The sequence below is a fragment of the Pectobacterium brasiliense genome (genome assembly GCF_016950255.1).
GTDB classification, from domain to species: domain Bacteria; phylum Pseudomonadota; class Gammaproteobacteria; order Enterobacterales; family Enterobacteriaceae; genus Pectobacterium; species Pectobacterium brasiliense.
On record NZ_JACGFN010000001.1, the window covers coordinates 231,855 to 256,238 of the forward strand.

Below are 24,384 nucleotides of genomic sequence, written 5' to 3' on the forward strand. Positions count from 1 at the left end.
TTTCAAACGTTATGTTTCAACAGAGTTTGCCCTAAACGTGTTGGCGGAACTGCCAATAACGACCTTGTTGTGCCATTAAGTCCTGATGGCTCCCCTGTTCGATCACTTTGCCATCATCCAGAATACAGATGCGATCCATCGATTCTAAGCCGTATAGCCGGTGGGTGATGACGATCAGCGTTTTATCGGCACAGTGCTGACGGAGCAGTTGCAGAATACGCTTTTCGGTTTCTGCATCCAACCCTTCAGTCGGTTCATCCAATAGAACGAGCGGTGCGTCGTGCAATAAGGCGCGTGCCAACGCGATACGGCGTTGCTCGCCACCGGACAACTGTCGACCGCCTTCGCCCAGCCAGGCATTCAGCCCTTCGTTTTCCAGCAGTTTTTCTAAGCCAACCTGCTGTAATACCTCAGACAGTTTTTCATCTCGTGCGGCTGGTGCGGCTAGTAGCAGGTTATCACGTAGTGTTGCGCTGAAAATATGCACGCGCTGTGGCACCACGCTCATCATGGCGCGGAGGTTGTCTTCCTGCCAATCGGCAAGGGGATGTCCATTCAGCGTAATTTCTCCGTATTCACAATTCCATGCCCGGGTCAGCAATTGCAATAGCGTCGATTTCCCGCATCCGGTACGCCCCAGCAGCGCCAGATGCTCGCCTGGTTGAATGGAAAGCGTAATATTCTGCAACACGGGCTGCGGCTGGCCAGGATACGTGAAACCGACATGTGAGACATCAAGTGACGCCTCGCGTGGGGTTTCTGGCCCATGCTCTGGGAACGTGACGTCAACGGGCTGGCGAATGATTTGATCGACCCGAGCCGCGGAGGCAATCACTTGCCCCATATGCTGGAAGGCCACCGTGACGGGAGCCAGTGCTTCAAAAGCAGCAAGTGAGGCGAACACGAATAGCGCAATTAACGCACCGGGCTGTGGATTACCGCCAACCCCATCCGCTGCCAGCCACAGAATCAGGGTAACGGTCAGCCCGCTGCATAAAATCATCACCGCCTGAGCCAGACCGGTAAGGTTGGCCTGCTGACGTTGTCGGCGCAGCCAGTTAATTTCCACCAGAGCCAGCTGTTGACGAACGCGACTGAGTGCACCGAAGACGGTGAGTTCCGCCTGACCTTGCAGCCAGGTGGTTAACTGAAGGCGGTATTGAGCACGCAGCGCGGTCAAATCCTGTCCGATGCCGTTTCCCGCCCGATAAAAGACAATCGGCAGGCACAGCAGCAGTACCAGCATGATGGCTCCCAGCGTCAGAGCCAGTGAGGCATCAATGAAACTCAGGCCATAGCAAACGATAAGAATGACGGCAAAAGCGCTGACGATGGGTGAAATCACGCGGAGATAGAGGTGGTCGAGCGTATCTACGTCCGCTACGAGCCGGTTTAGCAGTTCAGCCTGACGAAATTGCGCCAGTCCCCCCGGCGAGAGCGGCAGGATGCGAGAAAAGGTGAAAACACGCAGGCGCAGCAAAACGCGGAAGGTGGCGTCGTGGCTGACGACTCTTTCCCCGTAGCGTCCGGCCGTACGTGCAATCGCTGCGCCCCGAACGCCTGCGGCGGGCAGCATATAGTTAAAGGTGAGCAGCCCGACGATCCCTGCCAGCGCGGAACCAGCCAGAAACCAGCCGGATAGCGCGAGTAGACCAATGCTGGCCAGCAGCGTCGCAATGGCTAATACCACGCCCAGACTCAAATACCAGAAGTGCTGACGATAAAGCGCGAGAAACGGTTTTAATACCTGCATCGTTTTCATCTGAGCCATTACAGCGCCTCCTGTCGTTGTGCCAGCAGCGTCGCGAAGGGACCTGCTTCGGCTCGGAGTGTTTGGTAGTCGCCCTGTTGAACTAACCGACCGCCGTCCATGACCCAGATCGTGTCATACTCGGCGATCTCGGTGAGCTGATGCGTGACCAGCAGCGTGGTCTGCGAACGTGCCGCGTCGTTCAGTGCTGTCATAACCAGCTCCTCGCTATGGGCATCCAGGCTGGCTGACGGTTCATCCAGCAGCAGTAAGTTACAAGGGTGAATAAGCGCACGGGCAACGGCAACGCGCTGTGCCTGGCCGACGGATAAACGTGCTGCACCGTCACCAATCGTCGTTTCCAGCCCCTGCGGGAGTTGCGGTAAAAATTCCTGCACATAGGCGCGTTCAATCGCATACTGCAATTCCAAAGGGCTGGCCTGCGGATTACCCAGCAGAATATTGCTGCGCAGCGTCTGTTCCGGCAAATGGGGATTTTGTCCGACCCAGCTTAACTGCTTACGCCATGATTCAGGCGTCAGCGTGTTCAATGCCTGGCCGTTGACGGTTAATGAACCGCGATAGGGCAGGAAGCCCAGCAGCGCATTAAGCAGCGAACTTTTTCCTGCCCCGCTAAGGCCGACCAGCGCGATACGTTCACCTGCGCGAATATCGAACGTCAACGGTTGGGTCAGCGGTGTGCCATTCGGCGCGAGGACAACCAGATCTTCCGCTCGGATAGCAATGGCGGTATTGCTGCTGAATTCATGTGTGCCAAAGCCGACGGTTTCGCCTTCTTCTGACAAAAAAGTCACCAGCGATTCTGCTGCCCCGATAGCCTGAGCCTTGGCATGATAGAAGGTGCCCAAATCGCGTAAAGGCTGAAAGAATTCCGGTGCCAGAATCAATACGAGAAAGCCGGCGAAGAGCGTCACTCCCATGCCGTAATGACCAAAATCCAACTCCCCGAGATAAGAGAAACCGAAATAAACGGCGACAACGGCGATCGAAATGGAGGCGAAAAACTCCAGTACGCCCGAGGAGAGAAACGCCATGCGTAGCACTTCCATCGTGCGACTACGGAAATCTTCGGAAGCATGACGGATTTGTTCGGTTTCAGCCTTACCACGATGGTACAGACGTAGCGTTTCCATCCCGCGCAGGCGATCGAGGAAGTGTCCACTCAGGCGTGCCAGCGCCAGAAAGTTACGTCGGTTGGCATCCGCCGCGCCCATGCCAACCAGCGCCATAAAAAGCGGGATAAGAGGAGCGGTTAGAAACAAAATCAGGCCAGCAGCCCAGTTGAGTGGGAAAATGGTGATTAAGATAAGCAGCGGGATCAGTGCGGCAAGATACATCTGCGGTAGGTAGCGGGCATAATAATCTTGCATATCATCAATCTGCTCAAGAATCATCGTTGCCCAACTGCCGGCGGGTTTGCCCTGTACCCAGGCAGGGCCAAGCTGTTGCAATCGATCCAGTACCAGCTTACGAATTTGCTGTCGAACGGCTTGTCCGCAAAGAAAACCAACACGCTCGCGTAACACACTGTTGAGTGCGCGCAGAATAAATGTGGCAATCAGCAGCAGGAAAGGGGAGAGCAAAGATTCACGCGTGGCATGCTCGATGATCAAGGCATGAAGCAGCGTAGCTAACAGCCAGGCTTGTGCCACGATTAACGCACCGCTTAGGAACCCAAGCAGTAGTGAAATTCGTAGCCAACGTTGCGCCAGCTTACTCTGTTGTTTCAGCCAGGCGGTCAGTTCTTGCTGTCTGGTTTTTTTCATCAGGCACCAGTTCGTTATATTGCAGAAATGGACTTAACAGAAAATAACTCTCATGTAACTGTTAGTTAACAAAATTATCTTCTATCACGCAGAATGACGCCATGTTACCGCGACAGGGACGCGCTGCAAACGAAAAGGAGAGGGGAAATGGGGGAGACGATCAATTTTGTGTTGCGGAAGGCAAACCAGAAGTAAAGCAAACGGAACGGCTGTCGCCGCTCCGTTATCAGCAGTGTATTACTTGTTGACGGTCAGCCCGTCGAGGTAACGTTCAGCATCCAGTGCCGCCATACAGCCGGTACCCGCGGAGGTAATGGCCTGACGGTAGATGTGATCCATGACGTCACCTGCGGCAAAGACGCCAGGAATGCTGGTTTGTGTCGCGTTGCCATGAATACCGGACTGCACTTTGATATAACCGTTTTCCAGTTCCAACTGACCGCCAAATACGGCCGTGTTCGGACTGTGTCCGATAGCGATAAACACGCCAGCCAGTTCCAGTTCTTCTGCGGCATCGCTCTGCGTATCGCGGATACGGACCCCGGTTACACCCATGTCATCGCCCAGCACTTCGTCCAGCGTACGGTTGGTATGCAGGATGATGTTGCCGTTTTTAACTTTGTCCATCAGGCGGTCGATCAGAATTTTCTCTGAACGGAACGTCTCGCGACGGTGGATCAAATGCACTTCCGCCGCAATGTTAGACAAATACAAAGCTTCTTCTACTGCGGTATTCCCGCCGCCAACTACGGCGACTTTCTGATTACGATAGAAGAACCCGTCACAGGTTGCGCAGGCAGAAACTCCTTTGCCTTTAAACGCGTCTTCAGACGGCAGACCGAGATAACGAGCCGATGCCCCCGTGGCAATGATCAGTGCGTCACAGGTGTACTCGGCGCTATCGCCGAATAAACGGAAGGGACGGTTCTGTAAATCAACACGTTCAATATGATCGAAGATCACTTCGGTATTGAATTTGGTCGCGTGTGCATGCATACGCTCCATTAACAGCGGGCCAGTTAAATCATCGGCATCACCCGGCCAATTTTCTACTTCGGTCGTGGTCGTCAGCTGACCGCCTTTTTCCATACCGGTGATTAATACTGGCTGTAAGTTCGCCCGTGCAGCATAAACAGCGGCAGTGTAGCCAGCCGGGCCTGAACCCAGAATCAATAACTTGTGATGTTTAACAGTACCCATGCTTTCCTCATTTCATGACGGCGGATCATGTTCATATTGAACGGTCTCTACAGCAAACCCGCTTCCTTACTACGAACAGTCTCTACCACGGACAATGCGAACGATTGTAAGGAAATTACAAGAGTAAAAAAAGTATGCAGAAAAGTTGCTGGCTATTTGTTTAATCGTTAAGGACGATGAGGATGACAAATCGCTGAAAAATCAGCCACATTCATAAGTAAAATGATTGAAGTCACCTCGGAGAATGGCTCTGGCTTATCCAATCTGGCAGTTTCTTCTGATTTTCGTTGTTTTGCTTTGACAATCGGCTGTGCATTTGCGAAAACATCTGGGTAAGAGGAAATTTTTTGTATGTGAACAGTTAAAAGCTCGGCTTTTTATTCGTTTTTGCGCAGGTAGTAGGCCTTTGGGCCACGGATATGACGTGATGGTCTTTTCGCGGGTGAGCAATACGTGGGGCGAGAACGAGAAGTTAATGACTGTTGATATACAAAATAGGCAGCGTGTCTTCTTTAAGGGTAGCTCTGATACATGAGGTCTATCGGGGTAAAGCGGGTGCAGGGAAAAGTGAAGAGAGACAATAATAATGGTAGACACTAAAAAACGGCCAGGCAAAGATCTCGATCGTATTGATCGTAACATCCTGAACGAATTGCAAAAAGATGGGCGTATTTCCAATGTCGAGCTGTCCAAACGTGTTGGGCTGTCGCCAACGCCTTGTCTGGAACGTGTACGTCGTCTGGAAAGACAGGGCTTCATTAACGGCTACACAGCGCTGCTAAACCCGCATTATCTGGATGCGTCACTGCTGGTTTTTGTTGAAATAACGCTAAACCGCGGCGCGCCTGATGTATTTGAACAGTTCAATGCTGCGGTGCAGAAGCTGGAAGAAATTCAGGAGTGTCATCTGGTTTCCGGTGATTTTGACTATCTGTTGAAAACGCGTGTGCCAGATATGTCCGCTTATCGTAAGCTCCTGGGTGAAACGCTGCTGCGTTTGCCGGGCGTAAACGACACCCGCACCTACGTGGTGATGGAAGAAGTGAAGCAAAGCAACCGTCTGGTCATTAAGACGCGATAAATGTGTGGGTGCAAAACCCGATAAATTCAGCTACACTCCTGTGAATTTATACAGTCCCAGCGCCGGGTTTTCTCGGCGCTTTGTCATAAACCTTACAGGCCCCTGGAGAGACTCTTGAGCCAGGAATATACAGAAGATAAAGACGTTACTCTGAAAAAGCTCAGTGGAACACGTCGTTTGCTCGAAGCGATTTTAATCGTTGTGGCACTTTTTGCGGTTTATCTTAGTGTCGCACTACTCAGTTTCAGCCCCTCCGACCCCAGTTGGTCACAGACTGCATGGCATGAACCTATTCACAACCTTGGTGGTGTAGCAGGTGCATGGCTGGCGGATACGCTGTTCTTCATTTTTGGTGTGCTGGCCTACGCCATTCCGCCGATCATGTTATCTCTGTGCTGGGCGGCTTTCCGCCAGCGTGATAACAACCAGACTATCGACTACTTTACCTTTTCACTTCGCCTGATTGGGACATTGGCGCTGATCCTGACCTCTTGCGGTTTGGCTGCGTTGAATATTGACGATCTCTACTATTTTGCTTCCGGTGGTGTTTTGGGAAGCCTGTTGAGCAGCTCAATGATCCCGCGTTTCAACAGCATGGGGGCAACGCTGATTCTGCTGTGCGTGTGGGGGGCAGGGTTAACGCTGTTTACCGGCTGGTCATGGTTAACGATCGCTGAAAAAATTGGCGCGGGTGTCTTGGGTTGTTTGACGTTTATGTCAAACCGTTCACGCCGCGACGAGGACTACCGTGAAGAATACGAGCGTGAAGAGGATGAGCGCGATGCGCTTAATCTGCGTCACGATGAGGCGTCGGGTGAGGCCGTAACACAACAGCGTGATGACGATGATGTTCTGTTTTCTGCGCCTTCCGTGGCTGATGCGTTAAACGACACGGCGGCAGACAATAAGGTAGACGTGTCATCACCGTTAGCCGAGAACGCACCGACAGCGACACAGCCGGCTCTCTCTGCTGAAACGCTGGTGGCAGGGGCAACATTGTCCGATGCGGCAGCGTCTGATTCAGCATTACCAGGATCAGCATTCTCTGCTTCATCGGCTGGCATTGTGCCGCCTGTTACTCCGTCTGCGATTGATTCGACGCCGTCGCTAAATCCGCCGCTGTATTCGTTTGAAATCCCTGAAACGCCAGCGACAATGCCAGAGATCGCAAGCTCGCCTGAACGCCATAGTACTGCGTATGCACCTTACGGAAATAGTTACGGAGAGAGTGCCGTACCACCGATTGTCACGGCACCTGTGGTTCAACCGTTTGCTGAACCGCCACAACCGGTACGCGATACGGATTTCGACGCCAATAACACCTTTATGCCAGCGTTCAGTGCCGATGGAGATGATAACCCGCAGATTAAACGCGGCGTAGGGCCTGAATTGCCGCGCCCTAATCCTGTACGTATCCCTACTCGCCGCGAGTTGGCGTCATACGGAATCAAATTGCCGTCGCAGCGGCTGGCTGAAGAGCAAGCAAGGCTGCAGGTGCAGAGCGGTAGCGAAGACGCGGAAGTGGTGAATGACGTGTATCAGGAAGAGACACCGGATGATATCGCCCAGCAGGAAGCCGCATTGCAGCAAGCGTATCAGGATCAGCAGCGTCAGCGTTACGGAGAGGAATACCCGTTACAGGAAGACGATGAAGACGCGCTTCTGCAAGCACAGCTAGCCAGAGATTTCGCGGCACAGCAGCAGTCACGTTATGACGCCAGCACATTGCAGCGCGATGAAGAAATCCCTGCTCCGATAGCACCACCTGCGGTCAGTGCGCCCGTTCAGCCAAATCCTGTCACATCGCATAACGCTTTTTCATTCTCGCCGTTTAGCGCGGAGAGTGAGCGCGAGCCTGAGCCGAATACGTTCAGTGAATCCACCTATTCGCAGCCGTCCTACCGTTCTGAACCCGAGCTTCCGCCTATGCAGGCTGGTGAACATGAGGACGACGAGGATGAGCACAGCCCGTTGACGTTTAGTCAGCCAGCGCAACCAACGTCAGCGCCTGTTGAGGCCGCGAAACAGGAAACGGTGGCAACACCAACGCATCATCCGGCAATGGATGGCTTGATTCACCCGTTCCTGATGCGTAATGAACAACCGCTGCAGAAGCCGACTACGCCGCTGCCAACGTTGGATTTGTTGACTCCACCGCCAGCTAGCGAAGCGCCTGTTGATAATTTTGCACTGGAACAGACGGCGCGCTTGATTGAAGCGCGTCTGGCTGATTTCCGGGTAAAAGCCGATGTGGTCGATCACTCTCCTGGACCGGTGATCACACGGTTTGAATTGGATTTGGCACCGGGTGTTAAAGCGGCACGTATCTCGAATCTGTCGCGCGATTTGGCACGTTCACTGTCAGTTGTCGCGGTGCGTATTGTTGAGGTTATTCCCGGCCGACCTTACGTCGGGCTGGAGTTGCCTAATGCGCATCGCCAGACGGTTTACCTGCGAGAAGTGCTGGATTGCGATCAGTTCCGTGATAATCCATCGCCGTTGTCGATTGTGTTGGGTAAAGATATTGCGGGCGAACCTGTCGTTGCCGATTTAGCGAAAATGCCACACCTGCTGGTTGCTGGTACGACGGGGTCGGGTAAATCGGTCGGCGTCAACGCCATGATTATCAGTATGTTGTATAAAGCCACGCCGGAAGACGTACGCTTTATCATGATCGACCCGAAAATGCTGGAACTCTCGGTGTACGAAGGCATTCCGCATTTGTTGACGGAAGTCGTGACTGACATGAAGGATGCGGCTAATGCGCTGCGCTGGTGTGTCGGTGAAATGGAACGCCGCTACAAGCTGATGTCGGCGCTTGGCGTGCGTAATCTGGCGGGATACAACGAACGGGTGATGACGGCAAATGCGATGGGGCGTCCGATCCCCGATCCATTCTGGAAGCCGGGTGACAGCATGGATATGACGCCGCCAGTGCTGGAAAAACTGCCGTATATTGTTGTTATGGTCGATGAATTTGCTGACCTGATGATGGCGGTGGGTAAGAAAGTTGAAGAACTGATTGCCCGACTGGCGCAAAAAGCGCGTGCTGCGGGGATTCACTTGGTGCTGGCGACGCAGCGTCCTTCGGTTGATGTCATCACCGGATTGATCAAGGCGAACATTCCGACGCGTATCGCGTTTACCGTTTCCAGCAAAATCGACTCACGGACTATCCTCGATCAAGGTGGCGCAGAGTCGCTATTGGGGATGGGGGATATGCTGTATATGGCACCTAACTCTTCGATACCTGTCCGTGTGCATGGCGCTTTTGTGCGTGATGAGGAAGTTCACGCCGTCGTTCAGGACTGGAAAGCGCGCGGTCGCCCTCAATATATCGATAATATTGTCAGCGGTGGCGACGATGCTGAAGGCGGAAGCCTCGGTCTTGATGGCGATGAAGAACTCGATCCGCTGTTCGATCAGGCGGTAGAGTTTGTCGTCGATAAGCGTCGTGCATCCATCTCGGGCGTCCAGCGTCAGTTCCGAATCGGCTATAACCGAGCCGCGCGAATTGTTGAGCAAATGGAGGCGCAGGGTATCGTCAGCTCTCCAGGGCACAACGGTAACCGCGAAGTATTGGCTCCGCCATCAATGGAATAAGCACGCCGTACTGATTGACGTCACTCCACGATAAGGGCTGCGCGAGCAGCCCTTATGCAAAGAAGCGTAAAAGCGGCAATAAGCAGATAATTCACCTATCACCGTCCGAGTGGGTTCAGATAACATAGATCTATAGACAACGTAGCTCGACGAATAATACCGAGCTGTAAAGAACATAGACGCTATTCAACGCGTCTGACCTCGATAGAGGTAGGTTCGTTATATTAAGAAACTCAAAGGATTATGTGTATGAAAAAGTGGTTAGCTATCAGTTGCCTGATTGCAGGTGTTACCTCAACCGCTGTCTATGCGGACGCGGCAAAAGATTTGCAGGGTCGCCTCAATAAAGTAAACAGTTTCCACGCCAATTTTAGCCAGAAAGTCACCAGCGCTGACGGCGCAGCGGTCCAGGAAGGGGAAGGCGAGCTGTGGTTGAAACGTCCGAACCTGTTTAACTGGAAAACCACCTCACCTGACGAAAGTACGCTGATTTCTGACGGCAAAACGCTTTGGTTCTACAATCCGTTTGTTGAGCAAGTCACAGCAACCTGGTTGAAAGATGCGACAGGGAATACGCCGTTCATTCTAATTACGCGTAACGATGCCAGCGACTGGAATAAATACGATGTGCGCCAGAAAGGCGATGATTTTGAGCTTACGCCGAAGTCAGCGAGCGGTAATCTGAAGCAGTTTGCGATTAATGTGACGACAAGCGGCACAATCAAACAGTTTACCGCGACGGAACAAGACGGGCAGCGGAGCACTTATGTGCTGAAAAACCAGCAAAACGGCGCTGTTGATGCCGCGCAATTTACGTTCACACCGCCGAAAGGCGTCACGCTGGACGACCAGCGTCAGTGAGGCCAGAGTGAGCAACCTGTCCCTTGATTTTTCCCATAATGAATTCCAACCGCTGGCCGCGCGTATGCGGCCTGCGACGTTGGCACAATATATCGGCCAACAGCACCTGTTAGGGGCCGGTAAGCCTCTGCCACGAGCCATTGAGGCAGGGCAACTGCACTCAATGATTCTCTGGGGGCCGCCAGGAACGGGAAAAACCACGCTGGCAGAACTGATTGGGCATTACGGGCAGGCTGACGTTGAGCGTATTTCCGCCGTGACGTCCGGCATCAAAGAAATTCGCGAAGCGATTGAGCGTGCCCGACAAAATCGCAATGCAGGGCGTCGTACTATTCTATTTGTCGATGAAGTCCATCGTTTCAACAAAAGTCAGCAGGATGCGTTTCTGCCACATATCGAAGATGGGACGATCACCTTCATTGGTGCGACAACCGAAAACCCCTCTTTCGAACTCAATTCCGCGTTGTTATCTCGCGCCCGCGTCTATTTGCTAAAAGCGCTGACGGCAGAAGATATCGAGCAGGTTTTGCAGCAGGCAATGAGCGACAGCGAGCGAGGATATGGCGGACAGAATATTGTTCTGCCTGCCGAAACCGCGCGAATGGTGGCCGAATTGGTCAACGGCGATGCCAGACGTGCGCTGAATAGTCTGGAAATGATGGCCGACATGGCGGAAATCGACGCGCAGGGCATGCGTGTTCTGACGCCAGCACTCCTCAACGAAATCGCCGGTGAGCGTAGTGCCCGCTTTGATAACAAAGGCGACCGCTATTACGATCTGATTTCGGCGTTGCATAAATCGGTAAGAGGCTCCTCGCCGGACGCGGCGCTTTATTGGTACGCCAGAATCATTACCGCCGGTGGCGACCCGCTGTATGTTGCCCGACGGCTGTTGGCGATTGCATCGGAAGATGTTGGCAACGCCGACCCACGTGCGATGCAGGTGGCTATCTCTGCCTGGGATTGCTTCACTCGTGTCGGCCCCGCAGAAGGGGAGCGCGCTATTGCTCAGGCGATTGTTTATCTGGCCTGTGCCCCGAAAAGTAACGCCGTGTACAGCGCGTTTAAAGCCGCGATGCAGGATGCGCGCGAGAAGCCAGACTATGATGTTCCCGAGCATTTGCGCAATGCGCCTACCCGATTGATGAAAGAAATGGGTCTTGGCGCCGAGTATCGGTACGCACACAATGAACCTAATGCCTATGCCGCTGGCGAGAGCTATTTTCCGCCGGAAATGGCCGATACGCACTATTACGCGCCGACCTCACGCGGCCTTGAGGGCAAAATTGGTGAAAAGCTCGCCTGGCTTGCCACTCAGGATCAAAATAGCCCGACAAAACGCTACCGTTGAACTAAGCGTTGCGGTAAGGTTATTGCGGTATTTTCTGAAACCGGCCGCGTAGCGCGCCGTGTACGACACCATTTCATTTGATAATCATAAGCACAGGATTAGCATGCTCGATCCCAATTTACTGCGCAATGAGCTAGACGCAGTCGCCGAAAAGTTACTGGCTCGCAGAGGCTTTAAGCTGGATGTTGAGACCCTGCGTAAGCAGGAAGAACGTCGTAAAGTATTGCAGGTAGAAACTGAAAACCTGCAGGCAGAGCGTAACTCCCGATCGAAAGAGATTGGTGCAGCGAAAGCACGCGGTGAAGATATCGAGCCTTTGCGTCGTGAAGTTAACACATTAGGCGAAAAACTGGATGCCGCGAAAGCCGAGCTGGATCAGTTGCAGAATGAAATTCGCGATCTGGCGTTAACGATCCCGAATCTGCCGGATGACTCTGTGCCGCTTGGCAAGGACGACACGCAGAACCAGGAAGTGACTCGCTGGGGCGAGCCACGTAAGTACGATTTCCCCGTACGCGATCATGTTGAACTCGGAGAAATGGCTGCCGGGCTGGATTTTGCCGCTGCGGTGAAATTAACCGGTGCGCGTTTTGTCGTGATGAAAGGGCAGATTGCCCGTCTGCATCGTGCGCTTGCCCAGTTCATGCTGGATTTGCATACACAGCAGCATGGCTATCAGGAAGCGTATGTCCCTTATCTGGTCAACCACGCCACGCTATACGGTACAGGCCAACTTCCTAAGTTTGGTGAGGACCTGTTCCATACTACTCCGCTGAGCGAAGAAGCGGAAAGTAGCAGCTATGCGCTGATTCCGACGGCTGAAGTGCCGTTGACCAATCTGGTGCGTGACGAGATTCTTGATGAAGAATCCTTACCGTTGAAAATGACTGCACACACGCCGTGCTTCCGTTCAGAAGCCGGTTCGTATGGTCGCGATACGCGTGGGTTGATTCGTATGCACCAGTTTGACAAGGTTGAACTGGTACAAATCGTCCGCCCTGAAGATTCCATGCAGGCGCTGGAAGAATTGACGACTCACGCTGAAACCGTGCTGCAACTGCTGAAATTACCTTACCGTAAAGTCTTGCTGTGTACGGGTGATATGGGCTTTGGCTCCACCAAAACTTACGATCTGGAAGTTTGGTTGCCGGCGCAGGATACGTACCGTGAAATCTCCTCTTGCTCAAACATGTGGGATTTCCAGGCGCGTCGTATGCAGGCTCGCTGCCGCAGTAAGTCCGATAAGAAGACTCGACTGGTTCATACGCTGAACGGTTCTGGTCTGGCAGTTGGTCGTACACTGGTTGCTGTTCTGGAAAACTACCAGCAGGCTGATGGCCGTATTGAGGTTCCAGAAGTGTTGCGTCCGTATATGGGCGGGCTGGAATTTATTGGCTAATCGCCGATGACTTGAAAAAAAGCGCCTGTTTAAAGGCGCTTTTTTTACGCCTCCTGTTCGGTAATATTTTTTCATCGTAAAAATAGCTTATCTATCTGAAACAACCCGCTCGATTTAAATTTTAAGTTAAAAATGATTTGAAATCAGCGGAATAGCAGTACCCTGCTTTTAAGCGTGACTGCCTTCCTGCGGACGTTGATGAATTCTTTCAATCCATAATTTGGGAAAGGACTTTTAGCTCTTTTTGCCCGGATTGACTTTTATATACGCAGTGGCATGATGCGCTCACTCTTCTCCGGTTGTTTGGTTATCCACTTCGCTATGTCTGCTTATTCCCGCCCAGTGCTGTTATTGCTCTGCGGACTTTTGCTGCTGACGGTTTGTATTGCGGTATTAAATACCCTGGTACCACTGTGGCTGAGTTATCAATCTCTTCCTGTCTGGCAGGTTGGCCTTGTTGGGTCATCCTACTTCGGCGGCAATCTAGTTGGTACGTTATTAGCCGGTAAGTTAATCAAACTTTATGGATTTAACCGTAGCTATTATTTCGCGGCTTTATTATTTGGTATCGCGATCGTTGGCCTCGGTATTTCTGCGGATATCGGTAGCTGGTTGTTCTGGCGTTTCCTTGCCGGAATCGGCTGTGCATTAATCTGGGTCGTGGTTGAAAGCGCTTTACTATGTAGCGGAACCTCGACGCAGAGAGGGCAACTGCTGGCTGCCTATATGATTGCCTATTACCTCGGTAGCGTAGTGGGACAGCTCCTGCTTGGCATATTGCCGAGCGCATTGCTGAACGTGCTGCCGTGGATGGTCGCGTTAGTTATTTTGGCCGTATTGCCGCTACTGTTTACTCGTCTCCCTATGCCGCCAGAGCAGCAAGAAAAGCATGTCAACATGTGGAAAATGCTGACGTACCGCAGTGCCCGTTTAGGCGTACACGGCTGTATTATTTCTGGCGCAATTTTAGGGTCGCTGTATGGTCTGATGCCGCTGTATCTCTCCCATCAGGGAATGAATGATGCGCAAGTTGGATACTGGATGGCGCTGCTGATCAGCTCCGGGATTATCGGGCAATGGCCTGTTGGACGGATGGCCGATCGTTATGGCCGATTGCTGGTTCTGCGGGTATTAGTCTTTGTGGTGATTATTGGCTGCATTGCTATGTTAAGCATTAGCCACTATGCCATGGCTCCATCGCTGTTCCTACTGGGATGTGCAGGGTTTACGCTGTATCCCGTTGCCATGTCTTGGGCATGTGAAAAAGTGCGCCCTGACGAACTGGTCGCGATGAATCAGGCGTTGCTCCTCAGCTATACGCTTGGCAGTCTGTGCGGACCAAGCGTTGCTGCGGTATTGATGCAGAGCTACTCCGATCGATTGCTGTTTGTGCTGATCGCGATTGTTGCCATGATCTACCTGATGATGTTGCTCAGAAAGGCCGATCACCACCCAACGCCATTAGCTGCTGCTTGAGCTAACGACATCGAGGCTGGCCAGCGAACTTTGTCCAGCTTCTACCATGTTATTCCACAGCGCTTCGGCCACTGGGCTAAGGCGCTGCTTCGCGTTTCGCACCAGATAAAATATGCTGGTTAGCATGAGTTTTTCCGGTGAAATTGCTGTGAGCTGCCCATTCTCAACCCATTTGGCGGCATAGTGATCTGGAAGAAAACCGATATGTGTGCCAGCCAGTAAGAGCAGTAAGCTGCCTTCTACGTTCCAGGCGGTATTTTGCAAGCCTTTCTTTGCTACCGGGCCTAACTGTTTACTAATCTCGTGTAATGCATGACCGCCAATGAGCAATCTGTTCGGGTTAAGTGTTCCGTCACGCCATTCTTTTTCTATTCTTGCCGCATTTTCGGATGTGGAATAAAAATAGCTTTTTTCAACAAAAACAGGCTGAAAATAGATGTCTGGTGGGACATCGTCCGGTAAGACGCTCAGAATAATGTCGATATGTCCATTTTTTAAACGTTCCATCAGCGGAGTGTAATCACCGATTTCCAGCTCAACGGCAACGTCAGGGCTTTGGACATACAGTTTTCCAATCGCGTTAGAGATAACTTTAGCAGGGTGAGTAACAGTGTTATCCAAACAGCCAATACGAGCTTCACCAATGAGCTGATGCTTGATCCTTGCTAATCGATTTGCAAAGTCATCCAGCGTAGCAATAACTGATTTGGCTTCCTGATAGACCACTTCGCCTTCCGTTGTGAGAGCAAATCCTCCACGTCCTCGTTCACACAAGACTAACCCGAGCGTATCCTCCAGACGAGACAGATAGTGACTCAACACGGGCTGGCTTAAGCCTGTTGAAGCTTGTGCGTTAGTAATGCCTTGTTTTTCAACAATTTTACAAAAAAGCTTTAACCAGCGAATCTCCAGTTTATCTAAACGCATAGCATGTCCTTCGCATACATTACATATCTGAATGTTAACATCAAAATATATCTGTATTAATCGATATGAAACCCATTTATCTTGTTGTCACGCCACATCACTGATGTGGTCACCACAAAAAATCGTGGTTTTATGCGTCACATCAGGGTCTCTCATAAAGCATAATGGTGTTGTTAGCTTGCTGACGGCACCATTGTTCTATACGCCGTCAGGCAACCTCTATAAAATATCACAACGATACAATAATTATTTGCTGCTTATTTAATGGAGGGGTTATGTCTCAAGGGAATGCTGTACCTGAAAAAGAACAACAGGGGCGGCAAATTTATGATTACGAATACGAACGTGTTCCTGCTGAAGCTAGAAAAAGCTGGTATGTTATCGCTTTAATATGGCTGGCAATGGGAATTGACATTTCGGGCCTATTTCTTGGCGCTTTCTTAAGTGGCGGGTTACCTTTTTCTCAGGCAGTTAGTGCCACGCTTATCGGCTCTGCCTTTTTAGGTGTGTTGGCAGCATTATGTGCTAATGTCGGCTATGGATGCGGATTATCCACAACTCTGCTCAGTATTTCCGTTTTTGGACGTCTTGGTGGAAAAATAATCGGCATTTTCTCTGCTGTATCATTGATTGGCTGGTTTGCTTTTCAACTCGATTTTTTTGGCGTAATGCTGCAAAAAGCATTGCTACATTATGAATTAGAACCCGGACGTTTCCCTATTTTGGTCTTCGGTATGGTACTGATGACCTCTACCGCTATTTGGGGTGTCAGGGCATTAGGCAAACTGAGTATATTCAGCGTGCCATTAATGCTGATATTGATAATTACAGGTTTAGTTTTAGCCGCAAGTAGTCATCCCGAAATACCGATCCCGATAATTAAAACGCCAATTAGTATGGGAAGTGCTATCTCTTACGTTGTTTCTATCTGGATAGTCTCTGCTGTGATGTCACCGGATATTGCCCGCTATGCCAAAACACGCAAAGATGCGCTTCTCGGCGCTGGTTTAGGATTCTTTTTAGGCAATAGCTCAACGATAGTAGTTGCACTCATTCTGACTCATCTGGTTGGTACAGAGGATCTCGTTGAAGTGTTCTTCAGTATCGGTTTGGGTATGTCTGCCATTGTTGTACTTATTTTTGCACAATGGACGACCAATAGTACCAACCTGGTCTCTGCGTCATTGGGGCTATCTGTTGTTATTCGTACGTTATCTCGGCCAGTATTAGTTGTGCTAATGGCTATTGTCGGTTTGCTGTTAGCCTACAACGGTATGATTAATAACTTTACTCAATTCTTGTCACTACTCGGTGTACTGATTTCTCCTATCGCAGGTGTCTACCTCGTCGAATATTATTTTATTAGATCCTCTCGTTTGCAGAAAAATGTATCAGAGGCATCATTCTTGAATGTGGCGGCAGCTATATCTTGGTCACTCGGTAGTATTGTGAGCCTGTTGACCTCACCCGATTTTTTCGATTTATTTACGATAAGCTCGATCTCTGCCCTGGATGGCGTAATTGTAAGTATGGCGATGTATATCGGCATACATAAAATTTTTCCTCAATTGGCAGATTGAACGTGTTACACAGATAACACGAGATCTTGGGTAAGGTATGTCTCGTTATATTAATGCACAAACAATTGATGATATAGCACTAGGGGCCGCTGTTCTCGGTACAGGGGGCGGCGGCGATCCGTATGTAGGTTCTTTAATGGCAAAACACGCATTAAAAAATGCGGATAAGGTACCTATATTCGATTTAGATGAAATTAAAGATGACGATATATTTGTGCCTTGCAGCATGATTGGTGCAACAACGGTTGTTGTAGAAAAGATCATGTCAGCGAGCCAATTCGTGCGGGCATTTGACGCGATGGAAAAGGCGCTTGAGCGACCTATTACGGCGACCTTTCCCATCGAAGTCGGCGGTATCAATTCGCTAATGCCGTTTGTCGTTGCGGCTGCAAAAGGTTTACCTGTTATCGACTGTGATGCGATGGGGAGAGCCTTCCCCGAAGCGCAGATGGTGACCTTTTTTCTCGATGGTTTACCCTCTGCACCAAATACGTTAGCCGATGAAAAGGGAAACACCGTTACCTTAAATCCTATTGACGGTATGTGGTCTGAACGTTTAGCCAGAATGATCTCGGAACAAATGGGAGCCGCTTGCGCGATGTGCGATTACCCCTTACTTGGTAGCCAACTTAAGCGTAGCGCTATCAATGGGACGCTGACGCTGGCACAGGATATCGGGAGAACACTGCGCCAGGCTCACCAGTCAGGCAGCCATCCGGTACAGTCCCTACTGACGGTTTTGAATGGTCATATCGTTGCATCTGGCAAAATTGTTGATGTAGCACGGCGCACAACGGGCGGTTTTGCTCGGGGCAAAGTCGTGCTGGATGGCATGGGGAGCGACAAAGGCGAATCGTTTACGGTGCTTTTCCAGAATGAGCTCCTGCTGGCTTATCGTTCTTCACAGACGGCAGAACCTACGCAGGATAATCTGCTGGCCGTTGTGCCTGATTTAATCTCCATAGTTGATAGTGAAACCGGACGTCCGATCATCACGGAACATTTACGTTATGGGCAGCGAGTTGATGTGATTGCCTATCCGTGCAATGACAAGTGGCGAACACCAAAAGGGATTGACGTTGCGGGGCCGGAGTATTTCGGTTATCCGGTGCAGTATGTACCGATAGAACTGCTTGCGAATCGCTGAGGCTTTCCCGATGTTACATAAAAATGATTACCGACTCGGGATTGATGTCGGCGGCACCAACACGGATGCGGCAATTTTAGATGCGAACCTGCGCTGCGTCGCGACGGCCAAATTTCCTACCAGCCTGGATATCTACAGCGGCATCGAACGGGTGATTGCTGAGGTATTGGCGCAGTCTGGCATCGCTCCGCAGCATATTCGCTATGCGATGTTGGGCACAACCCAATGTACCAATGCGATTGTTGAGCGGAAAGGGCTGGATCGCGTCGGGTTACTGCGCCTGAGCCTGCCAAGTAGCGATAGCGTCCCACCGCTGTGTGGCTGGGATGACGAGTGGCAAAGGGCGTTAGGCGAGCATTTCTACCAGATTCATGGTGGCTATGAATTTGATGGTCGAGAGATTCATCCCGTACTGCGGGATGAAGTGCTCGCGGTTTGTGACAAGATGCGCGGGCATGTCGATAGCGTGGCTATCTGTGGCGTATTTTCTCCCGTAAATAATGAGCAGGAACTGCAGGTTGCACAGTGGGTGAATGCGGCATTACCGGATGTCACCCTGTCGTTATCCCACCGGATAGGCAGCACGGGATTACTGGAAAGGGAAAACGCGACCATCCTGAATGCATCGTTGCAAAGTACCGCGAACCGCTTTGTTAACGGCTTTACGCAAGCGCTAGTTCGGCACGGTATTAAAGCTACGCCGTTCTTCGGGCAAAACGATGGCACATTGATGTCCGAGAGCATGGTGAAGCAATATCCCATTCTGACGATGGCCTGTGGGCCAACGAACTCGATTCGTGGAGCATGCCACCTTTCGGGATTGGATAATGCGCTGATTATCGATGTCGGCGGCACGACGACCGATATTGGCGTCCTGGTGAATGGCTTCCCACGTGAATCGGCAATCGCCGTTGAAGTCGGCGATGTGCGGACGAATTTCAGAATGCCAGACATTATTTCTATCGGCATTGGCGGTGGAACCTGCGTGCGGCAGTCTCAGGATGGAAAACTTACTCTTGGGCCGGATAGTGTCGGTTATCGCCTGCTTGAACAGGGCGTCAGCTTTGGCGGTGAGACGCTAACGCTCAGCGATATCATGCTGCAACTTCATCGTGAACGATGGATGACGGCTCTTCCTCATCCGCTGCCCGAACTGGATAATGCATTTTGCCAGCAGGCTTATCGCCAGATGATTGAGAAAGTGGAAAGTGCTATCGACCGTATTAAGTCGTCAAGCGCGGCCATTCCCGCAGTGCTTGTAGGCGGCGGCAGTATTTTGCTGCCTGACGTTTTATCCGGTGTTAGCCAGGTCATGCGTCCGCATAATTTTGATGCGGCCAATGCGGTGGGTGTGGCGTTAGGGGCTGTGGGCGCACAGATCGAACGTGTGGTTAAAATGCCAGATAACGATCGTGAAAAGGTAAAAAACGAATTGCAGCAGCAAACCATTTTGTTTGCTGAAGAGATGGGCGCTAGGCCTGGCAGCGTTGAAATTATCGATTATCAGGAAATCCCGTTGGCGTATCTACCGGGGAATGCGGTACAGGTGAAAATCAAGGCGGCAGGGAGTTTGGTTTAGCGCAGCGTATGAACACTGCTGTGATATCTACCCGCTAAAATGCAAATAGCGCGCCGTGAGCGCGCTATTTTTCAGAAAACGTCAGGGGTTAGTACATGACCTTGTGACCGTAGCTTTCAAGAATCGATTTAACGCGATCCATCGTATCGGCCTTCGGTGGTTTAACGCCGTCTAATTTGTACTCTTCACCCATTGCAATCCACTTGTGTTTCCCAAGTTCATGGTAGGGGAGAAGCTCAATTTTCTCGATGTTCGTCATATCTTTGGTGAATTCGCCCAGCTTGTGCGCGGACGCATCATCGTCAGACCAGCCGGGTACGACCACATAACGTATCCAGGTACGCTGGTTGCGCTTTGCCAGATAGCGAGCGAAATCCAGAGTACGGTGATTGGATACGCCAACTAAATTCTGGTGTATGTCGTCATTCATTTGCTTCAGGTCGAGCATCACTAAATCGCTGACGTCCAATAGTTCGTCAATGACGGGATCGTAACGACGTACGAACCCATTGGTGTCTAGACAGGTATTGATGCCTTCAGCCTTGCAGGCACGGAACCAGTCGCGCACAAATTCGGCCTGGAGAATAGCCTCGCCGCCGGATGCCGTTACGCCGCCGCCGGATGCATTCATAAAGTGGCGGTAGGTCACGACTTCTTTCATGAGTTCTTCAACCGTCACTTCTTTACCGCCGTGCGTATCCCAGGTATCACGGTTATGGCAATACAGGCAGCGCATCAGGCAGCCCTGAAAGAAGATGATGAAACGGATGCCTGGGCCATCGACAGTGCCACAGGATTCAAAGGAGTGGATGCGACCGATAAGTGACATTGCGAGGTTTTCTCCAAATTTGACCGAACAATAGCGGTCTTTATGAGCGCAGTCATAAGAAAGCAAGTATCGATCTGACAAGAATTCCTGACAGAAAAACACCGTGTGACAGATGCTGCGTCGAATCTGTTTTGCGAGCCATCCACATGATGAGGGCAACATAGCGGGCTGGCAAAACAGGCTAACAACCTGAACGACAAGCGAGAGTGAGAAAAAGGCCCCACTGACGTGGAGCCTTTATTTTACGCCTTTTCAGACAGTCATGGAAATTACATTGACTGGGTGAAAGTACGAGTGATGACGTCTTGTTGCTGTTCTTTCGTCAGTGAGTTGAAACGCACTGCGTAGCCAGATACACGGATAGTCAACTGCGGATATTTCTCCGGATTTTCCATCGCATCAAGCAGCATTTCACGGTTCATGACGTTGACGTTCAGGTGCTGACCGCCTTCGATGCTGGCTTCGTGGTGGAAGTAACCATCCATCAGGCCGGCAAGGTTAGCTTTACGCACGTTGTCATCTTTACCTAACGCGTTAGGTACGATGGAGAAGGTATAAGAAATACCATCTTTCGCGTAAGCAAACGGCAGTTTAGCAACGGAAGTCAGAGAAGCCACTGCGCCTTTCTGGTCACGACCGTGCATTGGGTTCGCACCTGGTCCGAATGGAGCACCTGCACGGCGACCATCTGGTGTGTTACCCGTTTTTTTACCATATACCACGTTAGAGGTGATGGTCAGAACAGACTGTGTTGGTGTTGCACCACGGTAGGTATTCAGTTTCTGAATTTTCTTCATAAAACGTTCAACCAGGTCACAAGCCAGTTCATCTACGCGAGCATCGTTGTTACCGAACTGCGGATATTCGCCTTCGATATCAAAGTCGATAGCCAGACCATCTTCATCACGAACCGGTTTAACTTTGGCGTATTTGATGGCAGACAGGGAGTCAGCAGCAACAGACAGACCTGCGATACCACACGCCATGGTACGGAACACGTCACGATCATGCAGTGCCATCAGCGACGCTTCGTAGCTATATTTGTCATGCATGTAGTGGATGATGTTCAGGGCGGTGACGTATTGTTTCGCCAACCAATCCATGAAGTGATCCATACGATCCATCACTTCGTCGAAGTCCAGAACATCGCCTTTGATTGGTTCTGATTTAGGACCAACCTGCATTTTCAGTTTTTCGTCCACTCCGCCGTTAATCGCGTACAGCATGGTTTTCGCCAGGTTTGCACGAGCACCGAAGAACTGCATTTGTTTGCCAACGATCATTGGGCTTACGCAGCAAGCAATCGCGTAGTCATCGTTGTTAAAGTCCGGACGCATCAGATCGTCATTCTCATATTGCAGAGAAGAGGTATCGATGGAGACTTTAGCCGCATAGTTTTTGAAGCTTTGTGGCAGTTTTTCAGACCACAGAATGGTCATGTTTGGCTCTGGAGACGGCCCCATGGTGTACAGGGTGTTCAGGAAGCGGAAGCTGGTTTTGCTCACCAGTGTACGACCATCCAGACCCATACCAGCCAGAGATTCTGTTGCCCAGATTGGGTCACCAGAGAACAGCTCATCGTACTCAGGTGTACGCAGGAAACGTACCATGCGCAGTTTCATGACCAGATGGTCAATCATTTCCTGAGCTTCTTCCTCAGTGATTTTGCCTGCAGCCAGATCGCGCTCAAGGTAGATATCTAGGAAGGTAGAGACACGTCCGAAGGACATTGCCGCACCATTCTGTGATTTCACCGCAGCCAGGTAGCCAAAGTAAGTCCACTGCACGGCTTCCTGAGCTGTCGCAGCTGGGCCAGAAATGTCACAGCCATATTTGGCGGCCATTTCTTTAATTTGGCTCAGTGCATGATGCTGATCGGCAATTTCTTCACGCAGACGGATGGTTGCTTCCAGATCTTCGCCGTTTTCCAATTTGGATTGCAGAGAAGTGAACTGAGCAAACTTGTCTTTCATCAGGTAGTCGATACCGTACAGCGCAACGCGACGGTAGTCACCGATGATACGGCCACGGCCATAGGCATCTGGCAGACCAGTCAGAACGCCTGATTTACGACAACGCAGGATGTCTGGGGTGTAAACATCGAACACGCCCTGGTTGTGCGTTTTGCGGTATTCGGTGAAGATTTTTTTCAGTTGAGGATCCAGTTCACGACCGTAAACTTTGCATGAACCTTCAACCATTTTGATGCCGCCGAACGGAATTAACGCACGTTTCAGCGGAGCGTCAGTTTGCAGACCAACGATTTTTTCCAGACCTTTGTTGATGTATCCCGCGTCGTGAGACGTGATAGTTGCAGCAACATTGGTATCAAAATCAACAGGTGCGTGAGTACGGTTTTCCTGTTTGATGCCTTCCATGACGCTGTCCCACAGCGCTGAGGTCGCTTTGGTTGCGCCAGCCAGGAAAGACTCATCACCTTCATACGGCGTGTAGTTTTTCTGGATAAAGTCGCGAACGTTGACGTTATCCTGCCATTCACCTTTGCTAAAGCCTTGCCATGCATTGGCCAATTTTTCATTCAGCTCGGTCATTTTACACCTACCTTTGATATGGATTTCTTAAAACCCGACGTTGCGGCCGATTGCACCTTAGTGGTGCTTGTCTCCACCGCGCAAATAAATTACCCAATATGTCAAACCGACCATTACGCCGCCGCCGATAATATTCCCTAGGGTGACGGGAATCAGGTTATCGGTAATGAAGTGGCTAACGGTTAAATGTTCAAACTGAGACGGCACCATGCCAATGGCATTCCAGAATTCCGGGGCCGCAAAATTTTTGATAACGATGCCCATAGGAATCATGAACATGTTGGCGATACTGTGCTCAAAGCCGCTGGAAACGAACATGGCGACAGGCAGAATCATGGCAAACATTTTGTCTGTAAGCGTACGACCGGAATAGCTCATCCACACGGCCAGACAAACCAGCAGATTGGCCAGAATCCCCAGACACAGCGCTTCAACAAACGTGTGTTCAAGTTTGTGTTCAGCTGTTTGCAGGACGTTAAGACCCCACGCACCGTTTGCGACCATATGCTCTCCCGAGAACCAGATAAGTCCAACGAAGAAAAGCGCGCCAATCAGGTTGCCGACATAGACATTTGCCCAGTTACAGGCTAGTTGCTTCCAGGTAATACGTCCACTGGCTTTGGCAATCACGATGAGAACGGTTGAGGTAAACAAGTCTGCACCGCAGACGACCACCAACATAAGGCCAAGGGAGAAACAGATACCACCGATCAATTTCGCGATACCGAAAGGTATCGTCGCGGTTCCAGTGGTGGCAGTAATATAAAAGACGAAAGCGATCGAAATAAACACACCCGCTGTGATCGCTAAATAAAACGTCGTACACGGTTGTTTAGTAGCTTTATAGACTCCGGCGTCTTCAGCAACTTTTGCCATCGCGGCCGGGAGTAATAGAGTAAAGGGGTTGTCAGCTTTCACACTAACTCTCTCTTAAAAATTATCAGCGTTGAGATACTAACAAAGCAGTATACGGTAAAATTTGACGTGGATCATATTGCAAGAAATTAACAGGTCAGCAAGCAGGGTGGGATACGGTGATTTAGTGGTTAATGCATTGAATTTTATAATAAAAAAATATTTTAAATTTTATAAAAAGAGTTGAAGGATATACGTTAAACCTACCGATTTAGCGTTAATAAAGATCACGTTTTGTAGAATTTCAGTACCACCTTGTCGATGTGATTTAATTAAAATTTCACTATTCAGTAACAATGTTCTGATTGTGCATGACGAATAATAAATGTTGCCCTTTGGATAATAAA

At 50.6% G+C, this 24,384-nt stretch carries 16 protein-coding genes; 9 read left to right on the forward strand and 7 right to left on the reverse strand.

The annotated features are described in order from the left end of the window. Positions 1-31: 31 nt before the first annotated feature. From cydC to trxB, 3 genes are all read right to left on the reverse strand, one after another. Positions 32-1,771: a heme ABC transporter ATP-binding protein/permease CydC gene (gene cydC / locus H4F65_RS01120; protein WP_039319643.1), complete on the reverse strand. Its 1,740-nt coding sequence runs from the start codon at positions 1,769-1,771 to the stop codon at positions 32-34. Continuing rightward, a complete protein-coding gene (gene cydD / locus H4F65_RS01125; protein ID WP_010277217.1) occupies positions 1,771-3,537 on the reverse strand; it encodes a heme ABC transporter permease/ATP-binding protein CydD in 1,767 nt (588 codons plus the stop codon). The genes cydC and cydD overlap by 1 nt, the downstream gene beginning before the upstream one ends. A gap of 237 nt (positions 3,538-3,774) precedes the next feature. Further along, entirely contained in the window at positions 3,775-4,737 is a 963-nt protein-coding gene (gene trxB / locus H4F65_RS01130) for a thioredoxin-disulfide reductase (RefSeq protein WP_010277214.1), read from the reverse strand. 586 nt (positions 4,738-5,323) lie between these two features. Between trxB and lrp the strand changes: the two genes are divergently transcribed. From lrp to H4F65_RS01160, 6 genes are all read left to right on the forward strand, one after another. Next, entirely contained in the window at positions 5,324-5,818 is a 495-nt protein-coding gene (gene lrp / locus H4F65_RS01135; RefSeq protein ID WP_010277211.1) for a leucine-responsive transcriptional regulator Lrp, read from the forward strand. A gap of 114 nt (positions 5,819-5,932) precedes the next feature. Then, positions 5,933-9,421 (forward strand): DNA translocase FtsK 4TM domain-containing protein, encoded by a 3,489-nt coding sequence (locus H4F65_RS01140; protein WP_010277206.1) that lies wholly within the window; start codon positions 5,933-5,935, stop codon positions 9,419-9,421. Positions 9,422-9,670: 249 nt separating this feature from the next. Continuing rightward, entirely contained in the window at positions 9,671-10,282 is a 612-nt protein-coding gene (gene lolA / locus H4F65_RS01145) for an outer membrane lipoprotein periplasmic chaperone LolA (RefSeq protein ID WP_010277204.1), read from the forward strand. A gap of 7 nt (positions 10,283-10,289) precedes the next feature. Then, positions 10,290-11,633 carry a replication-associated recombination protein A gene (locus tag H4F65_RS01150; protein ID WP_010277202.1) on the forward strand — a complete coding sequence of 448 codons (1,344 nt, stop codon included), beginning with the start codon at positions 10,290-10,292 and terminating at the stop codon, positions 11,631-11,633. Positions 11,634-11,736: 103 nt separating this feature from the next. Further along, positions 11,737-13,032 (forward strand): serine--tRNA ligase, encoded by a 1,296-nt coding sequence (gene serS, locus H4F65_RS01155; protein WP_010277199.1) that lies wholly within the window; start codon positions 11,737-11,739, stop codon positions 13,030-13,032. 321 nt (positions 13,033-13,353) lie between these two features. Next, on the forward strand, positions 13,354-14,508 hold the full coding sequence (locus H4F65_RS01160; protein ID WP_010277194.1) for an MFS transporter: 1,155 nt from the start codon (positions 13,354-13,356) through the stop codon (positions 14,506-14,508). Here the strand turns inward: H4F65_RS01160 and H4F65_RS01165 are convergent. Beyond that, positions 14,494-15,435, reverse strand: a complete 942-nt coding sequence (locus H4F65_RS01165) for a LysR family transcriptional regulator (protein WP_010277191.1) — start codon at positions 15,433-15,435, stop codon at positions 14,494-14,496. The genes H4F65_RS01160 and H4F65_RS01165 overlap by 15 nt on opposite strands. A 275-nt stretch (positions 15,436-15,710) precedes the next feature. Here H4F65_RS01165 and H4F65_RS01170 point away from each other — a divergent pair, with 275 nt between their 5' ends. The 3 genes from H4F65_RS01170 to H4F65_RS01180 are packed head-to-tail and all read left to right on the forward strand — an operon-like array spanning position 15,711 to position 19,741. Next, complete coding sequence (locus H4F65_RS01170; RefSeq protein WP_010277188.1) at positions 15,711-17,015, forward strand: cytosine permease; 1,305 nt, start codon at positions 15,711-15,713, stop codon at positions 17,013-17,015. A gap of 37 nt (positions 17,016-17,052) precedes the next feature. Next, on the forward strand, positions 17,053-18,162 hold the full coding sequence (locus H4F65_RS01175) for a DUF917 domain-containing protein (protein ID WP_010277186.1): 1,110 nt from the start codon (positions 17,053-17,055) through the stop codon (positions 18,160-18,162). A 10-nt stretch (positions 18,163-18,172) separates the two neighbouring features. Beyond that, positions 18,173-19,741, forward strand: coding sequence for a hydantoinase/oxoprolinase family protein (locus H4F65_RS01180; protein WP_010277184.1), 1,569 nt, complete (start codon positions 18,173-18,175; stop codon positions 19,739-19,741). Between the two features lie 88 nt (positions 19,742-19,829). Here H4F65_RS01180 and pflA read toward each other — a convergent pair whose 3' ends face one another. From pflA to focA, 3 genes are all read right to left on the reverse strand, one after another. Then, complete coding sequence (gene pflA, locus H4F65_RS01185) at positions 19,830-20,570, reverse strand: pyruvate formate lyase 1-activating protein (RefSeq protein ID WP_010277183.1); 741 nt, start codon at positions 20,568-20,570, stop codon at positions 19,830-19,832. Between the two features lie 269 nt (positions 20,571-20,839). Then, on the reverse strand, positions 20,840-23,122 hold the full coding sequence (gene pflB / locus H4F65_RS01190) for a formate C-acetyltransferase (RefSeq protein WP_010277181.1): 2,283 nt from the start codon (positions 23,120-23,122) through the stop codon (positions 20,840-20,842). A gap of 57 nt (positions 23,123-23,179) precedes the next feature. Further along, entirely contained in the window at positions 23,180-24,040 is an 861-nt protein-coding gene (gene focA, locus H4F65_RS01195) for a formate transporter FocA (RefSeq protein WP_010277178.1), read from the reverse strand. Between the last annotated feature and the right edge of the window lie 344 nt (positions 24,041-24,384).